The sequence below is a fragment of the Oceanobacillus oncorhynchi genome, assembly GCF_000821065.1.
In the GTDB taxonomy this organism is placed as follows: Bacteria; Bacillota; Bacilli; order Bacillales; family Amphibacillaceae; genus Oceanobacillus; species Oceanobacillus oncorhynchi.
In genome coordinates, this window is record NZ_CDGG01000001.1 from 3,386,983 (window position 1) to 3,409,260 (window position 22,278).

Annotated in this window: 14 protein-coding genes and 1 tRNA gene; 13 read left to right on the forward strand and 2 right to left on the reverse strand. The window is 40.3% G+C overall.

What is annotated here, in order from left to right; translation table 11 throughout:
- Positions 1–4: 4 nt before the first annotated feature.
- Genes argB through carB form a run of 3 tightly spaced genes read left to right on the forward strand, consistent with a single transcriptional unit; the run spans position 5 to position 5,243 of the window.
- Complete coding sequence (argB, locus tag BN997_RS16200; RefSeq protein WP_042533742.1) at positions 5–802, forward strand: acetylglutamate kinase; 798 nt, start codon at positions 5–7, stop codon at positions 800–802.
- The gene (locus tag BN997_RS16205; protein WP_042533744.1) at positions 795–1,988 is read left to right on the forward strand and encodes an aspartate aminotransferase family protein; all 1,194 of its coding nucleotides are present in this window, start codon (positions 795–797) and stop codon (positions 1,986–1,988) included. The genes argB and BN997_RS16205 overlap by 8 nt, the downstream gene beginning before the upstream one ends.
- Positions 1,989–1,991: 3 nt before the next feature.
- Positions 1,992–5,243 (forward strand): carbamoyl-phosphate synthase (glutamine-hydrolyzing) large subunit, encoded by a 3,252-nt coding sequence (gene carB / locus BN997_RS16210; RefSeq protein ID WP_042533746.1) that lies wholly within the window; start codon positions 1,992–1,994, stop codon positions 5,241–5,243.
- A 109-nt stretch (positions 5,244–5,352) separates the two neighbouring features.
- On the opposite strand, the gene BN997_RS16215 is transcribed toward carB, so the two are convergent.
- The gene (locus tag BN997_RS16215) at positions 5,353–7,359 is read right to left on the reverse strand and encodes a S9 family peptidase (RefSeq protein ID WP_042533748.1); all 2,007 of its coding nucleotides are present in this window, start codon (positions 7,357–7,359) and stop codon (positions 5,353–5,355) included.
- Positions 7,360–7,557: 198 nt separating this feature from the next.
- Here BN997_RS16215 and BN997_RS16220 point away from each other — a divergent pair, with 198 nt between their 5' ends.
- Together BN997_RS16220 and BN997_RS16225 are read left to right on the forward strand one after the other, a co-directional pair.
- Complete coding sequence (locus BN997_RS16220; protein WP_175297057.1) at positions 7,558–8,316, forward strand: STM3941 family protein; 759 nt, start codon at positions 7,558–7,560, stop codon at positions 8,314–8,316.
- Positions 8,317–8,690: 374 nt separating this feature from the next.
- Positions 8,691–9,314: a histidine phosphatase family protein gene (locus tag BN997_RS16225; protein ID WP_042533751.1), complete on the forward strand. Its 624-nt coding sequence runs from the start codon at positions 8,691–8,693 to the stop codon at positions 9,312–9,314.
- Positions 9,315–9,603: 289 nt separating this feature from the next.
- Here the strand turns inward: BN997_RS16225 and dat are convergent, their stop codons facing one another.
- Complete coding sequence (gene dat, locus BN997_RS16230) at positions 9,604–10,476, reverse strand: D-amino-acid transaminase (protein WP_042533752.1); 873 nt, start codon at positions 10,474–10,476, stop codon at positions 9,604–9,606.
- Between the two features lie 250 nt (positions 10,477–10,726).
- Between dat and BN997_RS16235 the strand changes: the two genes are divergently transcribed.
- From BN997_RS16235 to BN997_RS16270, 8 genes are all read left to right on the forward strand, one after another.
- Positions 10,727–10,800: transfer RNA gene (locus BN997_RS16235), tRNA-Gly, on the forward strand.
- Positions 10,801–11,255: 455 nt separating this feature from the next.
- Positions 11,256–12,956, forward strand: coding sequence for an ABC-ATPase domain-containing protein (locus BN997_RS16240; RefSeq protein ID WP_042533753.1), 1,701 nt, complete (start codon positions 11,256–11,258; stop codon positions 12,954–12,956).
- Between the two features lie 69 nt (positions 12,957–13,025).
- Positions 13,026–14,162, forward strand: coding sequence for a tRNA epoxyqueuosine(34) reductase QueG (gene queG / locus BN997_RS16245; RefSeq protein ID WP_042533755.1), 1,137 nt, complete (start codon positions 13,026–13,028; stop codon positions 14,160–14,162).
- Between the two features lie 85 nt (positions 14,163–14,247).
- Positions 14,248–15,102: an amidase domain-containing protein gene (locus BN997_RS16250; protein WP_042533756.1), complete on the forward strand. Its 855-nt coding sequence runs from the start codon at positions 14,248–14,250 to the stop codon at positions 15,100–15,102.
- A gap of 86 nt (positions 15,103–15,188) precedes the next feature.
- Positions 15,189–15,662 carry a tRNA (cytidine(34)-2'-O)-methyltransferase gene (locus BN997_RS16255; RefSeq protein WP_042533758.1) on the forward strand — a complete coding sequence of 158 codons (474 nt, stop codon included), beginning with the start codon at positions 15,189–15,191 and terminating at the stop codon, positions 15,660–15,662.
- Positions 15,663–16,399: 737 nt separating this feature from the next.
- Positions 16,400–19,270: a 2-oxoglutarate dehydrogenase E1 component gene (locus BN997_RS16260; protein ID WP_139089118.1), complete on the forward strand. Its 2,871-nt coding sequence runs from the start codon at positions 16,400–16,402 to the stop codon at positions 19,268–19,270.
- A gap of 1 nt (position 19,271) precedes the next feature.
- Positions 19,272–20,534 carry a 2-oxoglutarate dehydrogenase complex dihydrolipoyllysine-residue succinyltransferase gene (gene odhB / locus BN997_RS16265; RefSeq protein ID WP_042533762.1) on the forward strand — a complete coding sequence of 421 codons (1,263 nt, stop codon included), beginning with the start codon at positions 19,272–19,274 and terminating at the stop codon, positions 20,532–20,534.
- A 525-nt stretch (positions 20,535–21,059) separates the two neighbouring features.
- Positions 21,060–22,247 (forward strand): NupC/NupG family nucleoside CNT transporter, encoded by a 1,188-nt coding sequence (locus tag BN997_RS16270; RefSeq protein WP_042533764.1) that lies wholly within the window; start codon positions 21,060–21,062, stop codon positions 22,245–22,247.
- The last annotated feature ends 31 nt before the right edge of the window (positions 22,248–22,278 follow it).

The following is a 22,278-nucleotide window of genomic DNA, read 5'->3' on the forward strand; positions in this document are numbered from 1 at the left end:
TCTAATGACAAAAGTAGTATTTAAAGTAGGCGGAAGTATTTTGCAGGAGCTGCCAAAGGCTTTTTATGAGCTGTTAATCGAGCTGAAAGAAAAAAAGATTTGTGAACCTGTTATTGTTCACGGCGGCGGTCCGGAAATCAATCAGGCGCTGGAGCAGATGAATATTGAAAGTACATTTGTCGATGGGCTTCGGGTTACTACGGAAGAAGTGTTAGAAGTTGCGCAAATGGTAATGAGCGGAACCATTAATAAACGGATTGTCAGTTCCTTTCAAAATCAAAATGGAAAAGCAATTGGTCTTAGCGGAGTGGACGGCAACCTGCTGCAGGCAAAACAAATTCAAAATGGGAAGCTTGGTTTTGTCGGAGAGGTTACCAAGGTGGAAACGTTCTGGATTGACATGATTCTGGATGCAGGCGGTATTCCTGTTATTTCCCCGATTGCAGCAGGCGAGGGAGAAACCCGTTTCAATATTAACGGCGATACAGCGGCTGGTGCAGTAGCAGAGGCATTAGGCTGTAAACTTGTTCTGATCAGTAATATTCCGGGTGTGATGGAAACAATCGACCAAAAAGAAGTAATCCACCACCATTTAACCAAAAAAGATGTTGAAGCATTGATTGATTCCGGCGTCATTTATGGCGGCATGATTCCCAAGGTGCGTTCGGCGTTGGCAAGCTTGCAGGGCGGCGTAGAGGAATCGGTTATTTTAAATGGATTAGAACCTAATGATATTTTGAAATATTTAGACGGAGAAAAAGTAGGGACGATTTTAAGTGAAAAGGAGTTTGAGCATGTCTAATACAATGACAACATCAGCATTAATGAAAAATTATCAGCGTTTGCCGCTTACTATTGTAAAAGGAAAAGGAAGCTATGTATGGGATGACCAGGGTGTGAAATACCTGGACTATACATCCGGGATTGCAACATGTAGTTTAGGCCATGTGCCGGATTATGTACAGGGAAAGTTATCCGAGCAATTAGAGAACTTATGGCATGTTTCTAATTTGTATCAGATTCCCCAGCAGGAAGCATTGGCAGAAAAGTTAGTTTCGTTAAGCTGCTTTGATCAGGCCTTCTTCTGTAACAGCGGTGCTGAAGCAAATGAAGCAGCAATCAAATTGGCTAAAAAATATGCAAAGGACCAACAGAAGCTGGAAAGAACAGAGATTGTTACTTTTTCAAACTCCTTTCACGGAAGAACCGGTTATACGATGGCTGCAACTGCACAGCCTAAAATCCATAAAGGCTTTACCCCATTAACACCTGGTTTTACTTATTTGCCGTTTAATCAGCCGGAAGCGCTGGAGCAAATAGATACCGATAAAACAGCGGGCGTCTTACTGGAGCTGGTCCAGGGAGAAGGCGGCGTTCATCCGGCGGATGCAGAGTGGATAAAAGCACTGTATGACTATTGTAAGCAGGCAGATATTCTGTTTATGGTCGATGAAATTCAGACTGGGGTCGGCAGGACGGGTACTTTGTTTGCCTATGAACAGTACGATATTGAGCCGGATGCTATCACCTTGGCTAAAGGATTAGGCTCTGGTTTCCCGATTGGAGCATTACTAGCAAAAAGTAAAGCTGCGGACAGTTTTTCACCAGGAACCCATGGCAGCACCTTTGGGGGAAATCCGCTGGCAGCAACAGCTGGGCTGGCTACATTAGAGAAAATTGCAGACCCGGCATTTTTACAAGATTTACAGGAAAAATGCACCCTGTTAGTTGAAGGGTTAATGAAGATAGCTGAAACCAATTCACTTATTACAGGGGTAAGAGGAAAAGGATTTCTTATCGGGCTGGAAGTTGAAAATAAAGCAGGGGTCTGGGTGGAGAAATTAAGAGAAAAACAGGTTCTTGTATTAACAGCAGGAGAGCATGTCGTGCGTATTTTGCCTCCATTAACAACAGAGAAAGAAGAGTTATTCACTTTTATCGGAGTGATAACGGCTATTGCAGCAGACATAGAGGAGAAGGGAGAATAAGATATGCCAATACATCCAGGGATGAAGAAAGTACTTGTTTTAGGATCGGGGCCGATTGTTATCGGGCAGGCGGCAGAGTTTGATTATGCCGGGACGCAAGCCTGTCTTGCTTTAAAGGAAGAGGGGCTGGAGGTTGTGCTTATCAATAACAACCCTGCGACCATTATGACAGATGAAACCATCGCCGACCAAGTCTATTTAGAACCGTTAGAAGTAGAGGTCGTCGAAAAAATTATTGAAAAGGAAAAGCCGGATGGTTTAATTGGAACCTTAGGCGGGCAGACAGGGTTAAATCTATCCTTAGAGCTTCATGAGAAAGGGATTCTGAAGAAACACGATGTAACCCTGCTCGGGACCTCCATTGCTTCCATACAAAAGGGAGAGGACAGAGAAAAATTCAGAGATTTAATGATTTCCATCAAGGAGCCCATTTCTGAATCACAAATTGTGACAAATATAGAGGATGGCCTGGCGTTTGCAGAGAAGATAGGCTATCCGGTTATTCTCCGTCCAGCTTATACTCTTGGCGGAGAAGGCGGAGGATTTGCAAATAATAAGGAAGAATTTTGCGAGCTGTTGGCAAAGGGGCTCCATCTAAGCCCGATTACGCAGGTGCTTGTTGAGCGCAGCATTAAAGGCTGGAAAGAGATGGAGTATGAAGTGATGCGCGATGAGAATGACGCATGCCAAATTATTTGTGACATGGAGAATGTCGATCCTGTCGGTGTGCATACCGGCGATTCCATTGTAGTCGCTCCTGCTCAGACATTAACTGCTGAACAAAGTAAAATCCTGCGTGACGCGTCGATAAAAATAATTCGTGCGCTGGAAGTGGTGGGCGGCTGTAACATTCAATTTGCCTTCCATCCGGAAACAAATGAATATTGTATTATCGAAGTAAATCCCCGCGTTAGCCGTTCTTCTGCACTGGCTTCGAAAGCAACAGGCTATCCGATTGCCAGAGTGGCAGCAAAATGTGCAGTCGGCTATCATTTGGATGAATTAGTTGATCCCGTCAGCGGAGCGACCTATCTTCATTTTACACCGGATTTGGATTATACCGTTGTAAAAATCCCGCGTTTTCCATTTGATAAATTTTCCGAAGCAGATCGTACGCTTGGAACACAAATGAAAGCAACAGGAGAAGTCATGTCCTTAGATAAAACCTTCGAAGGCGCATTAAATAAAGCGGTCCGCTCTCTGGAAATGAATATTCAATCCTTCCGCTGGACAGCCTTTGCAGAAAAGTCAGATGACGCATTGACAGCATTGCTTGAAGAGCCGAATGATTTACGTCTTTTCGCTATCGGTGAAGCCTTATGGCGCCAATTCTCTGTAGATGAGATTGCAAAGCGGACACTGATCCAGCCTTATTTTCTGGAAAAAATAGCAGCTATCATCCAATTGGAAAAGGAATTGGCAGCAACCGGCTGGGAGAATATAACAGAAGAGAAAATCTTGCAGGCAAAGCAGTATAATATCAGTGATGTCCAATTAGCAAAACTTCTCCATATTGAACCGGCTGTACTGCGTGAATTTTATAAAAATCATGGGTTGTCGCCTAATTATCGTTTTGTTGATACGTGCCCGGGAACGTCGGGGAAACATTCTACCTATTTTTATTCAACCTGGTCAGGATCCAATCAAGTGCAGACCGTATCGGATAAGAAAAAAGCGCTGGTTATCGGATCTGGTCCTATCCGTATCGGGCAGGGGGTTGAATTCGACTATTGCTCTGTGCATGCTGTGCAGGCACTGCAAAAAGCCGGGTATGAGGCAATTATGATCAATAATAACCCGGAAACGGTGAGTACGGACTATACAGTAGCTGATCGCCTTTATTTTGAACCATTGGCTCTGGAGGATGTACTAAATGTCATGGAAAAAGAGAATATTCAAGACGTCCTCGTCCAATTTGGCGGACAGACAGCTATTAACCTTATGAATCAGTTAAAAGAAGCCGGTGTTTCTGTTTTAGGAACAGCGCCTGAAAATATGGATAAAATGGAAGACAGAGAGCAATTTTATACCTTCTTAGAGCAATTAGATATTGCTCACATTCATGGCGAAATTGTCCATAGTGTGGATGAAGCAAAGGAAGCAGCCCATCAGCTCGGATATCCTGTTCTGATTCGTCCATCTTATGTGATTGGCGGTCAGTCGATGTTTGTCTGTTACAATAAAGAAGAATTACTCAGCAATGTACAAAGAGTACAGGTAGATACCTACGATCAATGCTGGCCGTTATTAATGGATTCCTATATGCCTGGATTAGAATGTGAAGTCGATGTCGTGAGCGATGGAGAAAATGTGATTATCCCAGGGATCTTTGAACATATTGAAAAAGCAGGGGTGCATTCAGGAGACAGTACGAGCGTATTCCCGGCTATCACATTAACGGATCAGCAAAAAGCGCAAATCTATCAAATCTCTAAAAAGATTTCCAGAGAGCTTCCGATTATCGGGATGATGAATATCCAGTTTGTTCTTTACCAAGATGAAGTATATGTTCTGGAAGTAAACCCTAGATCTTCCCGTACGGTTCCGGTTGTCAGCAAGGTAACAGGGATTCCGCTGGTGGCTTTAGCTGTCAATGCACAATTAGGGGAGTCTCTGCAGGATTTTATGAAAGAATTCTCTTCTTACCAGGAGCCGGAATATTACACGGTGAAAGCACCTGTCTTTTCTAAGAATAAATTAAAAGGTGTTGACCATATTTTAGGTCCGGAAATGAAATCAACCGGGGAAGCTATCGGGATGGATATAACGCTGGAAAAAGCAATTCGTAAGGCGGTGTTTCCTTCCCAGCACAAGCTGCATGATACAAAAAAATGGTTTGTATCGATCAGTGATCACCATAAGGAAGAAAGCATCCCGTTTATTCAGGAAATTGCCGGAAACACAGAAATAATCGCTACACAGGGAACGAGTACTTACCTGGAGAAAAACCAGATTCCTTCTACTGCGGTAAACCGTGAAATAGCTAACCTCAAAAAGCTGTTTTTACAAGATCCGCCTGCCTATGTGATTAATGTGCCAAGCGTCGGCAGAGATAAAGAACGATTTGGTTTTCAATTGAGAGAGCTTTGTACACAGCTGAATATTCCGTATTTCACCAGTCTGGAAACGGCAAAGCTCGTATGGCAATACCAGCACTTGAAGAATGAAGATATTCAATCCTTACAGACGTATTTACAGACATTGCGAACGCAGGAGGGTTATCACGCGCCAAAAGTTGGCAGTGTATCATCATAGGATAATTAAAAATAGAGGCTGACAGAAATTGTCGCCTCTATTTTTTAATAGACATTATGCTTATTGCTGAGAAGCCATCTGCAAAACTTCCGTTGAGTGAAGCTTCGTTTTACAAATATTTATTAAACCAGCGACAGATATTTTCCAGCCGGGCTGTACGCAGAGATGGATTGCCGCTTCGGCTTAATTCATGATTAGCATCCGGGAAACGGACGAATTCCACTTCTTTATTTAAATGCTTTAATGTGATAAACAATTGTTCTCCCTGTTCGATTGGACAACGATAATCTTTTTCACCATGCAGGATAAGAAGCGGTGTCTCCACGTTTTCTGCATATTTCAACGGAGATATATCCCACAGTCCGGTTGGATCCTCTAATAAATTCACGCCGTGCTCCCACTTGGTAAAGAAGAAGCCGATATCACTGACTCCATAAAAGCTTAACCAATTGGAAATGGATCGTTGTGTCACTGCTGCTTTGAAACGGTTCGTATGACCGACAATCCAGTTCGTCATAAACCCGCCGTAGCTTCCGCCGGTCATACCCAAACGGTTTTCATCAATGAAGGAATACTGTTCTAAGCAATAATCGACCGCCTCCATCAGATCGCGATAATCTCCTTTGCCATAGTTCTCCCGCACCCCGTTAACAAATTCCTGTCCATACCCATGGCTGCCGCGCGGATTGGTATAAAGGACAACATATCCTTTCGCTGCAAGAAGCTGGAGTTCATGGAAGAAGGTTTGACCGTACATGGCATGCGGACCGCCGTGAACCTCCAGAACAAATGGATATTTCTTTCCCTCCTGAAAGCCGTAAGGGCGAAGCAGCCAGCCTTGAATTTCTAAGCCATCGCTTGATGTATAGGAGATTTCTTCTGGTTCACTTAAAGCTGCTTCATGAATAAAGGCTTTATTTACATCTGTCAGCTGCTTTAAGGTATTATCTGCATCCAGCTTATAAAAATTACAAGGATCTTTTGGTTTGCTGATTCCTAAAATAAAGCTGTCTGTCTCTGGATGATAAGAAAAGCCGAATACGTGATTATCATCGCTGTAACGTGTTTTTAAATTTCCTTCTAAATCTGTTTCATATAGATTGACAGCTCCAGCATCTGTTCCAAGAAAATAAATGGATGCATTGTCATGTGACCAGACAGGACCAGTTTCCGAGCTGCCAAGACGCATGTCCGCGACCATTGTATCACCTGGCTGGATGCTCCAATCTCCAGAAAGCAATTTTCTTTCTTTGCTTTCTACATCGTATAGAAACAGCTTAGTGAGCGTTGCGCCTGCATATTCAAACTCATGCCCGCAAGCAATAATTTTTTTACTGTCTCTGGAGAATTTGGCGTCGTGGTAGCTGCCTTTACTGTCTGTTAATTTAGTTATTTCCTTTGACTGCAGCTCCAGTAAATATAAATCAGAAACCAGGGAAGCATCCGCATCTTCTTCAAAATTAGCTGCAAAGACAAGATGTTCGCCGTTCGGTGCAAGGTCAACCAAATGATGATCTGCCTCTTGGGTTGTAAACTGATAAAATTTGTCTGCGTTTATATCATATTGGATGATTTGTACAGTGGATTGGTCATGGAATCCTCTGGCATCCGACTTGTACTTTAAACGGTCGATAATAAGCGGTTTTGTTTGTGCTTCTTTTTGTTTTGCCTTTTTTTCTTCGTTGCTTAACTCTTTTAAGGAAGCAATATCATCATCTTTTTCCAGAAAGGAGCAGAATATAATCGACTTTCCGTCGTTTGCCCAGACAGGGGAGGAGACGCCGTTTGGAAAAGTAGTAATCTGTTTTGCTTCCCCGCCGTCAACAGCTATTAGCCAAATCTGTGAAGCTCCGCTGCGGCTGGAAAGGAAGAAGGATTTATCCTTATTCGGAGAAACGCGGAACGTGTGATTCCGATGATTGTCTGTAGTCCATTGCTTGTGAGAATCATCTTTCAAGTTATGTACATAAATCTGTGATTCATAGTCTTTATCTTCATTCACAGAGGTGATGACATAACTATATTTATTTTTTGAAATAAACTCCGGTTCACTAAGAACCTTAATATTCTGAAAATCGGTTGTGGTAACGGGTCTTTTTTCTGTTGATGCAGACATGTAATTCCTCCTCAATTTTTAAATGAATTTCATTCTATATGATTTTAGTTTAAACTATTTCGGAATGCGAATCAATGAGGATTAACTGTACAGGTGGGATTAGCTATAGAGCTTATTTGTATATTTTTTAAATGTATATCAAGTAAAATATGGTAAAATAAAGAATCAATAGAGTGATACGAAATTGATTCGGAGGTTATGATGTTGGGTGCACAGGAAGTTTATTTATACGTATCAAAAGGGAAGAGTTTTTTAGCTCTTATTCTCTCTCTTACTTATTTTATACTGGGAATGGCGGTATGTATCTATTCTTTTAAGGAAGGGAATACGGTAGATGGTTATATTTTTACTATCCTTCCCTTGATTTTTGGGGGTTCCACACTTCTTGCGATTAAAATGCTTGTTGATTTAAAACCGTATCTCACGCTGACAAAGGATATGTTTATTATCAAACATCCATTAAAACGTGCGATTTTTATTCAATGGCAGGATATTAAAAGGTATCAAATATATAAACATCAATTTACCAGTTCGATAGAAATTTATTTAGCGGATAAAGAAGAATATAAAGCATTTCGAAAACGTTTAGTTGCAGGAAAGCTATTAGCCAAGCGTTTACAAATAGACGAGATTCCTCATATTATAAAAGTAAATTTTTTATTAAGCTTAATCAAGCGGAAGGATAGAGCAAAACTGCTGAAGGAACTGGACAGACGTACGTTTGGAGCAGTAACAGATGAGCGTATGTTTGAAATAGCAGAGCACAGACAGCTGTTTGGAATAACGGCATCAGATACGGTGCCGTCGAAGATGCTTTCTTATCAAGTGGAAAAAGAAGCAATGAAAGTAGAACAACCTAGTAAAATAAAACGGAAATCCTTCTTGAAAATTATAGCAGTCAGCCTAGTAATAACGATTGTTATAGTCTTTCTTTTATATCAAATAATCGGGAAATGAATTGTCGTTGATTTTAGCATTTTGCTTATATTTTAAAGACTATAAAAAATGAGCGTGTTCGGTTGCGATCTTGTCATAGATATACATATACAGGAATAGGATAAAACTAATTTGGAAGTTATGACGATGGGTACATAGGAAGTCTATCTTTATCCTCAAAAGAGAATGTATGAAAAAGATAACATTTGAACTGAAATGACGGATGTTAGTTAAATACTATACTAATTATCTCTAAAAGGAAGAGTAGTTAAATACCTTTTACAAGAATTTCGATTTTAATAAAAAGATATTGTTGTTAATAAGGGAAATCAATATTAAACAAACTGCTCAGATTGGGAATTAAGTATAATTTAATTAAAAGCGGGGAGGACAAAATGAGCAATATTATCTTGATACAGCATTGTCAATCGGAACATCATCTAAATAATATGTCGGGTGGTTGGACAGATACTCCTTTAACTGAAGCAGGAAAGGGTCAAGCGAAAAAAATTGGAGAAAAATTAAAAGAATTTGTGGAGAAAAATGCCTGTGTCTTGTATTCATCTGATCTATTAAGGGCGTTCCAAACAGCAGATATAGTTGGAGCAGAATTAAAATTAGACGTTATTCAGGAAAAAGGATTACGTGAAATAAACAGTGGTGTTGCTGCAGGGAAAACAAAGGATTGGGCAAGAGCAAATAGAAATCCCAGAGCAAAAAGTGAATTTGATCTAGATTATCGGGAATTTCAAAGCGGTGAAACCTGGCGAGAATTTTATAGTCGGGTTTCCAATTGTATGGATAGGATATGTGAATTAGAAAATGAGAAAAGCATTTTAATTGTTACACGCGGAGGAACATTAGGGTACATACTAGCCTGGTGGTTGAAATTTGAACCAGAGATGATTGTTAATGCATACTTTTCTTCATCAGCAGGTGGTGTAACTGTTTTAAGCCAAAATAGTTTTCAGCAGAATGTAGTGAATAAATTTAATGATACCTCCCATCTGGAATATTAAGAAATCGGGCGTGATTGTGGAAAAAAGTAAAGAAGAGAAGGATATTATACATGACTAATATGTTTATCTTCTTATTTTTTACGGTTGGAGTCTTGATAATAAAAGAAATAACTTAATATCACCGCAAATTATATTCGATTAAAAAAGGAATCCATTATTTAAATGAACGCAGTGGGAAGAGTAATATGATTAACTAGTCGATGTGATGTAAGGCTGTCATTAGCAGGGTTTCCGGATATTTATATCAGGATAATAAAACTGCCGCCCATGGTCAAGGCGACAGTTTTCATTACACATTTTTAATTAACTTATCAGTAATTTTAGCATCCTGTTCATACGCTCTTTGCAAGGTACGGGTAATTTTCCCGGGTTCACCATTTCCGACAACTACATTGTCGAGCTGAATAACAGGCAGTACCTCTGATGTACTGCTGGATAAAAACATTTCATCTGCATGCTGGATATCTTCAATTTGGAAAGCCTCTTCAATCAGCGGAATATTTTCAGCTTTTAAAAAGCGCTCCACTGCCATTCGTACACATCCATGTAAAATATTATTAGTAGCTGGATGCGTGTATACTTTTCCGTCTTTTACGAGATAGATATTGGAAGAGCTGCATTCTGTTACCACGCCATCTCGATGCAGAATGGCTTCATAGCAATTATTTTCTTTTGCTGTCTGCTTTGCTAAAACGTTTGGCAGCAGATTTAAGCTTTTGATATAACAGTTTTCCCATCGGACATCACGCTGTGAGATGGTCTTTACCCCGTTCTCCAGAATCTTTTCATTTCTGGGCAGATCCTGAAGGTAAGCATAGATATTAGGTGTGACTTCATATGGAAAGGCATGATCCCGGGGAGCTGAGCCGCGTGTGATTTGCATATACACCTTTCCATCATTTTTCATATTATTTTTTTCCATTAATTGATGTAATAGGTCTGTCATCTTTTCTTTATGATAAGGGATCTTGATTTTGATGGCTTCGGCAGAACGGTACAGGCGATCCACATGTTCTTTCAGGAGATAATACTCTCCTTTATAAATCCGAATCACTTCATAAACGCCATCGCCAAACTGTAATCCTCTTTCTTCAAATGGGTAGCTGAGACTATCCTTATCTACAAATTCCGATTGGGTAAGAATGGTTGAATATACTGACATTTTAAAATTCTCCTCTCCGTGAAGCATAATAATAGTTTATTACGCGACCAGACGAATGTAAACAGATTATACGAGAAACATTTGGGCATTATAGAAGTATATGCACTGGTATTATAAATTATTCTTAGGTATATTTTCATTAAATATTAATTTTCGGTTAAGTTTTCATGAAAAAAATTAAATTTATTGTTGATTTTTATCGAATACGTTGCTATAATAAATTTTGTCGTTGAAAACAACTATAAATCATGCGGGTGTAGTTTAGTGGTAAAACCTCAGCCTTCCAAGCTGATGATGAGGGTTCGATTCCCTTCACCCGCTCCATACATATGTGATAACGCAGTGTTTCGTACTTAGTCTACGAAGTGTTGCGTTTTTATTTTGTAAAATATTTGTTTCCTCACCTATAAGAGGAAGTTCAAAAAATCCAATAAAAATGACACGTCGGGAAAAGGATCTTCTACTAAGAACGCCCACGTCGTGTGGGCAGCGCAGAAGCCACCGCATCCTGCGGAAGTGCGTTGACAAGCTATTTCCAATGGGACTGCGATTACTCGCCCCACCAAAACCGTTACTCACGTATTATAAAACAAAGAGGAACTTCTGTTAAAACCGTCCACGTCCTGTGGACAACACAGAAGTCACCACATCCTGTGGAAGTCCGTTTGGAAATAGCTCGTCGCCTTGAACTTCTTGGTCCTATTTACCGGACTTTTTGAACTTGCACTTTAAGTATAGTACCCTGTTTATAAAGAATAAAGCAGAATGGAGGAGCCAGGATGAAGCGTCTTGAAAATAATTTATTACAAATTGACCGAAAAAGCTACAAAGCATATAAACAAATTGCGGGAAGCTACACGTATCCGAGGTATACACTTTATATCGACTATGTTCAAGGAGACCCATTTGCCAGCCCTTCTAAAATAAGAATCGGGATTCCAGAGAAGGAACGGCATATAGCTGCTGAGTGGCTGGAAACAAAATCTCGACAGATAGCAGTAGAGGATGCGTTTGCGAGAGTGATTGATAAAGCAGTGTATCAAAATAAAACATTTATTAAAGGTTCTGGCAAAAGCGGCATGATTGCTTTTGATGGACCGGGCCAGGAGATATTAGAGCGGACAGCAGTACGTATTTCCGAGCAGGGATTAACGGTTTGTCTGTCTGCAGGTCTGCCGGCTAATGGACGATCCATTAATGGAAAGGAAGCAATCAAGTTATTCGATGAGGTAATTCCATCTATCATCGAGCATTCTGTTTTTCATATTCAGGATAAAACGATTCAGCAGGCGGTTCAATTAGCTGATCAGCAAGAGGCCATATGGCAAGCAATGAAAGAAAATAATTGGGTGAGCTTTATTGCCAATGGCTCTGTATTGCCAAGAAAAAGCGGCGTAAGTAATCTGCCTGCCAAAGGTGCGATTGCTTTTCAAAGTCCGCAGGAGGATGAGGTAGAATTAAAGCTTCCTCATGGCAAAACAATAACAGGAATGGCGGTCAAGCAGGGAGTCACCTTGATTACCGGAGGCGGTTATCACGGGAAGAGTACACTGCTTCAAGCGATCGAACGCGGCGTTTATCCTCATTGCGAGGGAGATGGCCGGGAATTTATCTGTACAGACCCGAGTGCTGTCAAAATTCGGGCAGAAGATGGAAGGGAAATCTCATCGGTGAATATTTCTCCATTTATTTCTAACCTTCCGCATGGAAAAGATACAACTGCTTTTTCAACAAGTAATGCAAGCGGAAGTACTTCTCAGGCGGCAAACGTGATGGAAGCTTTAGAGATTGGAGCAGACACCCTGCTGATTGACGAGGATACCAGCGCAACCAATTTTATGATTCGCGACAGCCGCATGCAAAAACTGATTGATCATAAAAATGAACCAATCACCCCATTTATACACCGTATCAGACAATTAGTCGATGAAGCAGATAAATCAGTTATTTTAGTAACTGGCGGCTCAGGAGAATATTTTGCCGTGGCAGATACGGTTATTCTTATGGAGGAATATAAGCCAAAGAATGTCACACAAAGAGCACAGGAAATTATAAAAGAAGATCCTATTGCCGATAGTAAGGTAGAGCAGACGAATTTCAAGAACGTAGAAAAGCGGCATCTGTCTGCTTCTACATTTCCGAAGCAGACAGATAAAAGGTTTAAAATCCAGGCTAAAGGCCAATTTCAAATTCTATTTGGAAAAGAACCCATTTCTTTTGCTTATACGGAACAGCTGGTAGATGCTTCGCAAACAAGAATGATTGCAGAGATTATCCAATATCTTTACCGGAATGAAAAGAAGCATTTTTCTTCGTTTGCAGCATTGATCGATCAGATTGATAAAAAAATGGATCAAGGATTGGAAACTTTGACGAAAAGCAACGGGAAACATCCAGGAGATTTAGCCAGACCAAGGAAAAATGAAATTGCTGCGGTATTGAACCGGATGCGAAGAGCAAGATTTTTCATGGATGCATAACTGAAATCCCGGTCCGGATGTTTAAAGCGAGTTCATCAGGATAAAAAATAATAGAAGGGAGGCGGTATGGTGAAAGTAGAAGAGCTGAAAAAGGATATCCAGGCCTACGCGAAAACAATCGGTATCGATAAAATTGGTTTTGCAACGGCTGATATTTTTACAGAAATGAAAGAACGGTTAAGACGTCAGCAAGAACTAAAATACCAATCTGGTTTTGAAAAAGGGAGTATTGAGGAAAGAACGGAGCCCAGGCGGTTACTGCCGGAAGCGAAGTCTATCATCTCCATTGCCGTCGCCTATCCTTCGAGAATGGAAACAACACCGAGAGGGACAAAAGGAGACAGACGCGGCATTTTTGCCCGTGCTTCATGGGGGATTGACTACCATGTTGCCTTGCGGGAACGGCTGGATAAGCTGGGAGAGTATATAAAAGATAAAGTGCCGGATGCTGTTATCAAGTCAATGGTAGATACTGGGGAATTAAGCGACCGGGCTGTAGCTGAACGAGCCGGCATTGGCTTCAGCGGAAAAAATACCTCCATTATTACCAAGGAATATGGCTCGTTTGTTTATCTGGGAGAAATGCTGACTAATATTCCGTTTATCCCTGACTCGCCGGTAGAGGACGGCTGTGGTGATTGTACAATTTGTTTAGATGCCTGTCCTACAGGTGCTATTGTACAAGGAGGACAATTGAATGCGCAGCGCTGTATTGCGTTTTTAACCCAGACAAAGGATTTTCTGCCGGAGGAATTCCGTAATAAGATAGGAAATCGTTTATACGGATGTGATACGTGTCAGCAGGTATGTCCCTGGAACCGGGATAAAGATTCTCATTTCCACCAGGAATTAGAGCCAGAGCCAGAATTGGTTAAACCAAGACTTAAACCAATGCTTCATTTATCAAATCGGGAGTTTAAAGAAAAGTTCGGGCATATGTCCGGCTTTTGGAGAGGGAAAAAGCCGATTCAGCGTAATGTTATTTTAGCGTTGGGCCATTATAAAGAAGCATCCGCGGAAACTGATTTAATAGCTGTTATGGAAAACGATCCGCGGCCGGTTATTCGTGGTACTGCTGCCTGGTCATTAGGGAAGATAGGAACAGATGCTGCGAGAGAAGCGCTCTCTAAAGCCCTGGAAAAAGAGAATCATGAACAAGTACAATTTGAAATGGAAAATGCGCTGTCGGCCATGACAGTAAAGTAGAAGAAATACTCACGGCCATTCCAGCGGTTTCTAAGACCTAATTCGCCTCCTTTATGCATAAGCTGTGATGAGGAGGCGATTTTTTATGGGCGATATTACAACATATTGGCAGCAATTTTTCGAGGGCAGCAAGGAGGGCCAAGATTGGTGGCGTAAGAAGCAGAGACTTTGTAAGAAGCGAAAGGCGCAAATTGTGAAGATAAAAGGAAAAGGCCTCGTCTTCAGCAAACAGTCCTATGACACAACCAGAAGCACGCGATATGCGGTACACTTGGTATATTTAATGAAGCAGGGCGATTTTTTTTATACGGAAGAGCAGGTCGTCCCTTATCAGCTTGTGAAACAATCGGATAGAGAAATCAGACATCAATCGATTGAAAAGCCTCCAGCGGAAAACGGCAGTAATCAGCCCCCTGTATTAAAACAAGGAAACCTCAAGGATAATAATCGTGAAATAGAATATAACCGGCTGGGAGCAGTGAAATATGCAGAGCGCTGGTGGAACAGCTATAATCCGGAATATCGTCGCTTTGAAGATGATTGCACGAATTACATTTCCCAATGTCTGCGGGCGGGAGGAGGCCCGATGTGGGGGGAGCCGGTCCGGGAGCGGGGCTGGTGGTATGGAAAAGATTCTTGGAGCTTCAGCTGGTCTGTGGCGCATTCGTTCAGATGGTATTTAAGCGGTTCAGAACGCGGAATCAGGGGAATCGAGATGCAAACACCGGAAGAATTAAATCCCGGAGATGTGATTTGCTATGATTTTGAAGGCGACGGTACATGGAATCATACAACGATTGTAGTAGCTAAAGATGCTGATAATATGCCGCTTGTCAATGCGCATACCGATAACAGCCGCAACCGTTATTGGTCTTATGAGGACTCGGCTGCCTGGACTCCGGAAATTGAATATAAGTTTTTTCGGATTGAGATAAGTTAGTGTATAATTGATTTTGGGATAGAAAGAAGAGAACCAGCTTTTAGGGATATCCACTTTTAGAATTTGCAATTGAAGGAGAATGAATGGTGAGTTTGCATGTAGTATTATTTGAACCAGAAATCCCGGCAAATACGGGGAATATCGGGAGAACATGTTTAGCGACCGGGACGACGTTACACCTTATCCGTCCGCTTGGCTTTTCAACAGACAGTAAAATGGTGCGTCGCGCCGGTTTGGATTACTGGGAGCATGTTGATGTTAAAGAATATGATTCCATCGATGAATTATATCAAACCTATCCGGCAGGGAGCTTTTACTATATAGAGAACTTTGGAACCAAATATTATACTGATTTTGATTTTTCCTCCGTGGAGCTGGATCAATTTTTTGTATTTGGAAAAGAGTCTACAGGGATCCCGCGGGAACTGCTGACAGATAAAGAAGATAAATGCCTGCGAATTCATATGAATGACGAGGTTCGTTCATTAAATCTGTCCAATACAGCTTCCATTATTATCTATGAAGCGTTAAGACAGCAGGGGTTTCCTGATTTACATTAAAAAAGATGTCTCCGCAAAATGGAGGCATCTTTTTTTGATTGTACATAAAGTGATTTCTATAAAGTTATTTTAAATCTTAAGTACGCTGATCTTCTTTTGGTACTCCCGGTTTTGCTTCGTAGCCAGCTGAAAAACAGGAAACAATAAATGTAACAGCAACTCCTAAAATCAATGCTAATTTCATGATAAGATTCCTCCTTTTATGTAGTGATGGTATCCAATTTTACATCATAAAGAAATGCGTTGTATTTTCATTTGGGTTATGGATACGCTTTTATCTTGCAGCAGCTGTATGTAAACATATCTCTTCTGTTATAGAAATTGTTGAAAGAAGAATGAAGAACTGCCTGCAAGCCTGAAGCATGTAACTGCCAATCTGCAGAAATCGAAATGCTCTGACAGAATGAAGTTTTGTTTACTAATTTGTCCTTATTATAACGGAAAAATCACTGGTTGTGAACTATTCCTATATTAATTTTAATTAAATGTATTTTTACCGGAAAATATGTGTTCAAAAGTCACTGAATTAATTGTTAGAAAAATATAAAAAAGGGACTGTTTTGATATATTTTTATGGAAGAATAGAAAATGTCGAATTATCCCAATAAATCGGTTCTGATTCCTTGTAACCTCCTTAAAAATCATGTATATTAGTTGGTGTAAAGAAATCAATAGGATTATTAATAATTTGAACCGTTTTCACGAACGGATTAGTTAATTCAATGGGGGTATCAGTCGTGCCAGGAAATGAAGAGTCTGCAGAAAAATTTTGGGGACAGTTTCACGGACCAAATGCGGGGTATTTAGAACAACAGTATGAATTGTACAAAGAAGATCCAGAACAAGTGGAATCTTCTATTAAAGCATTGTTTGATGCATATGGAGCGCCTGCTTGGATGACAGGGGCAGAAGTAGTCTTTCCTATCAGTGAACAAACAGCTTCCAATGGGAATATATCAGAAGATTTTGATGTGACGAAATTAACCTCAGCAATCAAACTTGTTGAGGCTATTCGGCGTTACGGTCATACAGATGCGGATATTTATTCTGTTGGCGGCTATAAAAGTGCTCCGTCCGTAATGCTTGATTTAAAGCATTACAATTTAACAGAAGAAGATTTGAAAAAAATCCCGGCCTCCTGGATCTGGGAACGGGAAAAAGAAGATGTTCAAACAGGTTTGGATGTTATTAACCTGCTGAAGAAATACTATACAGGAACTATTACGTTTGAGTATGACCATGTCAATAATGATGAAGAGCGGACCTGGCTGTTTGATTTGATTGAAGAAGGAAATGCAAGATTTGATCCTGATCAAGAGGACAGAAAGGATATTTTAAAGCGTTTATATGAAGTAGAGGGTTTTGAAAAATTCCTTCATAAAACATTTGTCGGCCAAAAGCGTTTTTCCATCGAAGGCTTAGAGTCAATGGTTCCGATGATCGACTATCTCGTAAAATATGCAAACGAAGATAACATTGAACATGTAATGATGGGAATGGCGCACCGCGGACGTTTAGCTGTGCTTGCGAATGTATTGAAAAAGCCATATGATAAGATTTTTTCCGAGTTTAATTATACAAGAGACAAGGAATTGATGCCGTCAGAAGGTTCTAAAGCAATTAACTATGGCTGGACCGGAGACGTAAAATATCATTTTGGAGCAGAAAAAGAAGTTATCCATGGAAGTAAAGTAAACACAAAAATTACACTTGCGCATAATCCGTCACACCTTGAATTTGTCAACCCGGTTGTGGAAGGATTTGCCCGTGCGGCACAGGATGAACGTGATGTAAGCGGTTATCCTGTTAGAGATACGAATAAAGCAATGCCGCTGATTATTCATGGGGATGCAGCCTTTATCGGGGAAGGTGTCGTTGCAGAAACGCTTAATTTAAGCGGATTGCCGGGGTATACAACAGGCGGAACTGTTCACCTGATTGCGAATAACCAGCTTGGTTATACAACAGACCGCGTAGACGGACGCTCTACACGCTATGCAAGTGATTTGGCTAAAGGTTTTGAAATTCCGATTATCCGGGTCAGTGCAGATGATCCGATTTCTTGTATTTCTGCAGTGAAAATAGCTTGTGAGTATCGTAAAAAATTCCATAAAGATGTTTTAATTGATTTAGTAGGTTATCGCCGTTATGGACATAATGAAATGGATGAGCCGAGAACGACACAGCCGCAATTGTACAGTGAAATCGATAATCATCCATCGGTATCTACCTTGTTCGCACGTGCGATGGAAGAAAGAAACCTATTGGAATCCGGCGGATTTGACGAAATTAAAAACGAGATTGATACAAAACTGTCTGATATTTACAAGGGCATGACAGAAACGGAAATAGGTGAGCCGCAGCCGAAGTCTATGCCGGAAGTATTATCTAATAGATTAGATCAATTTGAAACTGCAGTAGATTTAGAGACTTTAAAGGGAATCAATAAAGAACTTCTAAAACGTCCGGAAGGTTTTGAAGGCTTTAAGAAAACCGAAAGAATTCTGAAGCGCAGAGAAGATGCATTAGAAGAAGGAAACAAAGCTGACTGGGGAACCGGGGAAGCGTTAGCATTTGCCTCTATATTAAAAGATGGCACACCAATTCGATTAACAGGTCAGGATACAGAAAGAGGAACCTTTGCGCATCGCCATGTTGTCCTGCATGATGTGAATACAGGTGAAAAATATAGTCCGATGCATGGATTGTCAGATGTCAAAGCCTCCTTTGATGTTCGCAACAGTCCGCTATCAGAAACAGGAGTTTTAGGCTTTGAATATGGCTATAGTGTGTATTCTCCAAGCACACTTGTTATCTGGGAAGCACAATTCGGTGATTTTGCCAATGCGGGTCAGGTGATTATTGACCAATTTATTGCTTCAGCGAGAGCGAAATGGGATGAAAAATCAAATATGGTATTGCTGCTTCCTCATGGGTATGAAGGACAAGGGCCAGAGCATTCCAGTGCCCGCTTAGAACGTTATTTACAGATGGCTGCAGAGAATAACTGGATCGTAGCGAATGTTACTTCCTCAGCGCAGTTATTCCATCTGCTTCGTCGTCAGGCAGCAATGCGTTCCCGTCCAGAGGCACGTCCTTTGATTCTGATGACACCGAAAAGCAGTCTTATCAGAGATTATAAGATGGCTTCCAGTGCGGAAGAGTTTACGACCGGTGGATTTAAAACGTTGCGTGAACAACCATACTTTGATACAGATCCGAAAAAAGCGACACGTCTGTTATTGGGAAGCGGTAAAATAATGATTGATATTGAAGGGGAAATGGAAGAAGCAGAAGCGAACTGCGATTGGATTCGCGCCTTACGTGTAGAGCAAATCTATCCGTTCCCTAAAAAAGCAATTCAAGAAGAAATCCAAAAACTTCCTAACTTAAAAGAAATCGTCTGGGTGCAAGAAGAGCCAAAAAATATGGGTTCATGGGATTTTGTAGATGATTATTTAAGAGAGCTTCTTGAAGAGGATCAGGAATTACACGTTATCAGCAGACCGAAGCGTGCAGCACCAGCTGGAGGCATACCTACTGTGCATAAAACAGCGCATCAATATATTATTGACCAGGCATTGAACGAATTTGAAGGAGGAAAATAAAGTGCAAGAAATTAAAATACCTGAATTAGCGGAATCTATTACAGAAGGAACAATAGCAGAATGGCTTGTAAAAGAAGGCGATAAAGTAGAGAAAGGCGATGCAATTGTAGAGTTAGAGACGGATAAAGTAAACGTGGAAGTCAACTCAGAATTTTCTGGTGTTATCGCTGAAATTACCAGTAATGAGGGCGAGGATGTTTCTGTAGGAGATATCATCGGCAAATTAGATGAAAATGGCGAAGCGGGTGCATCTTCCGGCAAGGAAGAAAGTAAGACAGAAGAAGCTGATAAAAATGAAGAAGCTCCTAAAGAAGCTCCTAAAGAAGAGCCTAAACAGGAAGCTGCACCTGAACAAAGTAATGGTGATGTGATTGCTTCTCCTGCAGCAAGAAAACGCGCTCGCGAACTGGGTATTGACTTAAGTGAAGTACAAACACGTGATCCGCTTGGCAGAGTTCGTCCAGACGATGTGAATGCTCATAATAATGCTCCTAAAAAAGAGTCTGCGCCATCGAAGCCGGCGAAAAAAGAAGAGCCTAAATCAGAGAAAACAGAGTTTGATAAGCCGGTAGAACGTGTTAAAATGACACGCCGCCGCCAAACAATTGCTAAAAACCTTGTAGAAGTACAGCATAATACAGCTATGTTAACTACATTTAATGAAGTAGATATGACTTCTGTAATGGAGCTTCGTAAGCAGCGAAAAGATAAATTCCTAGAGAAAAATGGTGTCAAGCTAGGGTTTATGTCTTTCTTTGCTAAAGCTGTAGTAGGAGCATTAAAAGAATTCCCGCTTCTGAATGCAGAAATCCAAGGCAATGAATTAGTCATTAAAAAATTCTATGATATCGGTATTGCCGTTTCTACAGATGATGGTCTTGTTGTTCCGGTTGTTCGTGACGCAGATCGCAAGGACTTTGCAGGAATTGAGCAGGATATCGTTGATTTAGGTACGAAAGCACGTGACAATAAATTGTCCTTAAATGACTTGCAAGGCGGTTCCTTTACAATTACAAATGGCGGTACATTTGGTTCTATGATGTCTACACCAATTTTAAATGCGCCGCAGGTTGGTATTTTGGGAATGCATAACATCATTAAGCGCCCAATCGCTATGCCGGATGATTCCATTGAAGTGCGTCCGATGATGTATATTGCATTATCCTATGATCACCGTATTGTAGATGGAAAAGAAGCCGTTCAATTCTTAGTTCGAATCAAGGAAATGCTTGAAGATCCATATGATTTATTGCTAGAAGGTTAAAAATGTAAAAGTCTTGATATGAGCTGATATCAAGACTTTTTTTATAAGAGTAAGAAAGGGCTCTCGTTCTGAGGTCGGGGTTGGGACTGGGACTGGGAATGCGATTACTCGTCCCATCGAAAAGAGTCGCATCGGAAATCTTTTTGGCAAGAACACCGAAGTTTTAAAAATCAAGTGGTGTTCTTGTTTTTTTCTTATATGTCAAGAAAGTAAAATTAGCCTCTTCAGTAAATATCTAATTATATGATTTATTTAACATGACACAAATAGAGTATTTATCCTAAATATTACAATTTATTTCTAATTTTTTTAATTATTAATTCTCTTTTCCAAGCATTGAAATTATTTTCAATTACTAATATGATAGTAATTGAATGGGAGTTCTTAATTAAATAATTACATTTATTTTTTTAGGGATTGCAATGTTTTGTATTGTTTTAATATGTAGATTTGAAACTTTTCCTGTAAATTTTTTATTATATATGATAAAGCGTTTACAGGAAATAATGTGGAGGAGGCGGTAATATGGACATTTTGTTGGGGATTTTGGCAGTTATCATTACACTCGGCCTAGCATTTTTAATGTCGAATGATAAGAAAAGAATCAACTTCTATGCCATTGGTATTATGTTAGTTATACAATTGCTTATTACATGGTTTATGTTTTCCACGCCAATTGGTGAAGACATTATCAGGTGGATTTCAAACTTATTCAATAAGTTAATTGAGTTCGGACAAGAAGGTATTGGATTTGTGTTAGGTGGATTTGAGTTGGCAGAGGGCGGCGTATTCTTCTTCAATGTGCTTCTCTTAATTATCTTTTTTGCAACCATTCTCTCCGTTCTTACTTATTTAAAAGTTCTTCCAATAATTATTAAGTATATTGGAGCTGTTATTTCCAAAATAACAGGATTACCTCGAATTGAATCATTTAATGGTGTAAATAGTGTTTTCTTCGGTCAATCTGAGGCATTGATTGCAATACGCTCGCAATTTCACCATTTAAATGAAAATCGTTTATTTATTGTCTGTGCCTCGGCAATGAGTTCTGTATCAGCTTCTATCGTGGGGGCGTATATTCAAATGCTGCCTCCAGAATATGTTTTGGTTGCTTTGCCGTTGAATATGTTCAGCTGCTTGATGATCGCTTCAATCATTGCCCCTGTAAACGTTCCAAAGGAAGAAGACAAAGTGGATATCTCGGACGTCAGTCAGGATAAAAGTATTTTCGAAGCAATGGGAAATGGTGCATTAGAAGGCGGGAAAATTGCACTGATTGTTGCTGCAATGTTAATTGCTTTTATTGCCTCATTAGAACTGGTTAACTGGATTATCCAAGCTGTTTTCGCTGGAATTACCCTGCAGGAAATTCTTGGTTATATTATTTCTCCACTAGGCGTACTAATGGGAATTGCGCCAGGTGAAGTTGTTCAAGCTGGATCGATTATGGGTACAAAAATTGTAACAAATGAATTTGTAGCAATGCTGGAATTACAACCATTGCTGGATCAGCTTTCTGAAAAAACAGTTGGTATTGTAACAGTATTCTTAACAAGCTTTGCTAACTTCTCTTCTATCGGTATTATCGCAGGTACTGTAAAAGGGATTGATAATGCCAAAGCTGTCATTGTTTCTAAATTTGGAATGAAGCTTTTGGCAGGGTCTATACTGGTATCTATTCTTTCAGCAACCATCGTTGGACTATTCTTGTAGGAATAACATCAAAGCACCATGAATCAATCAA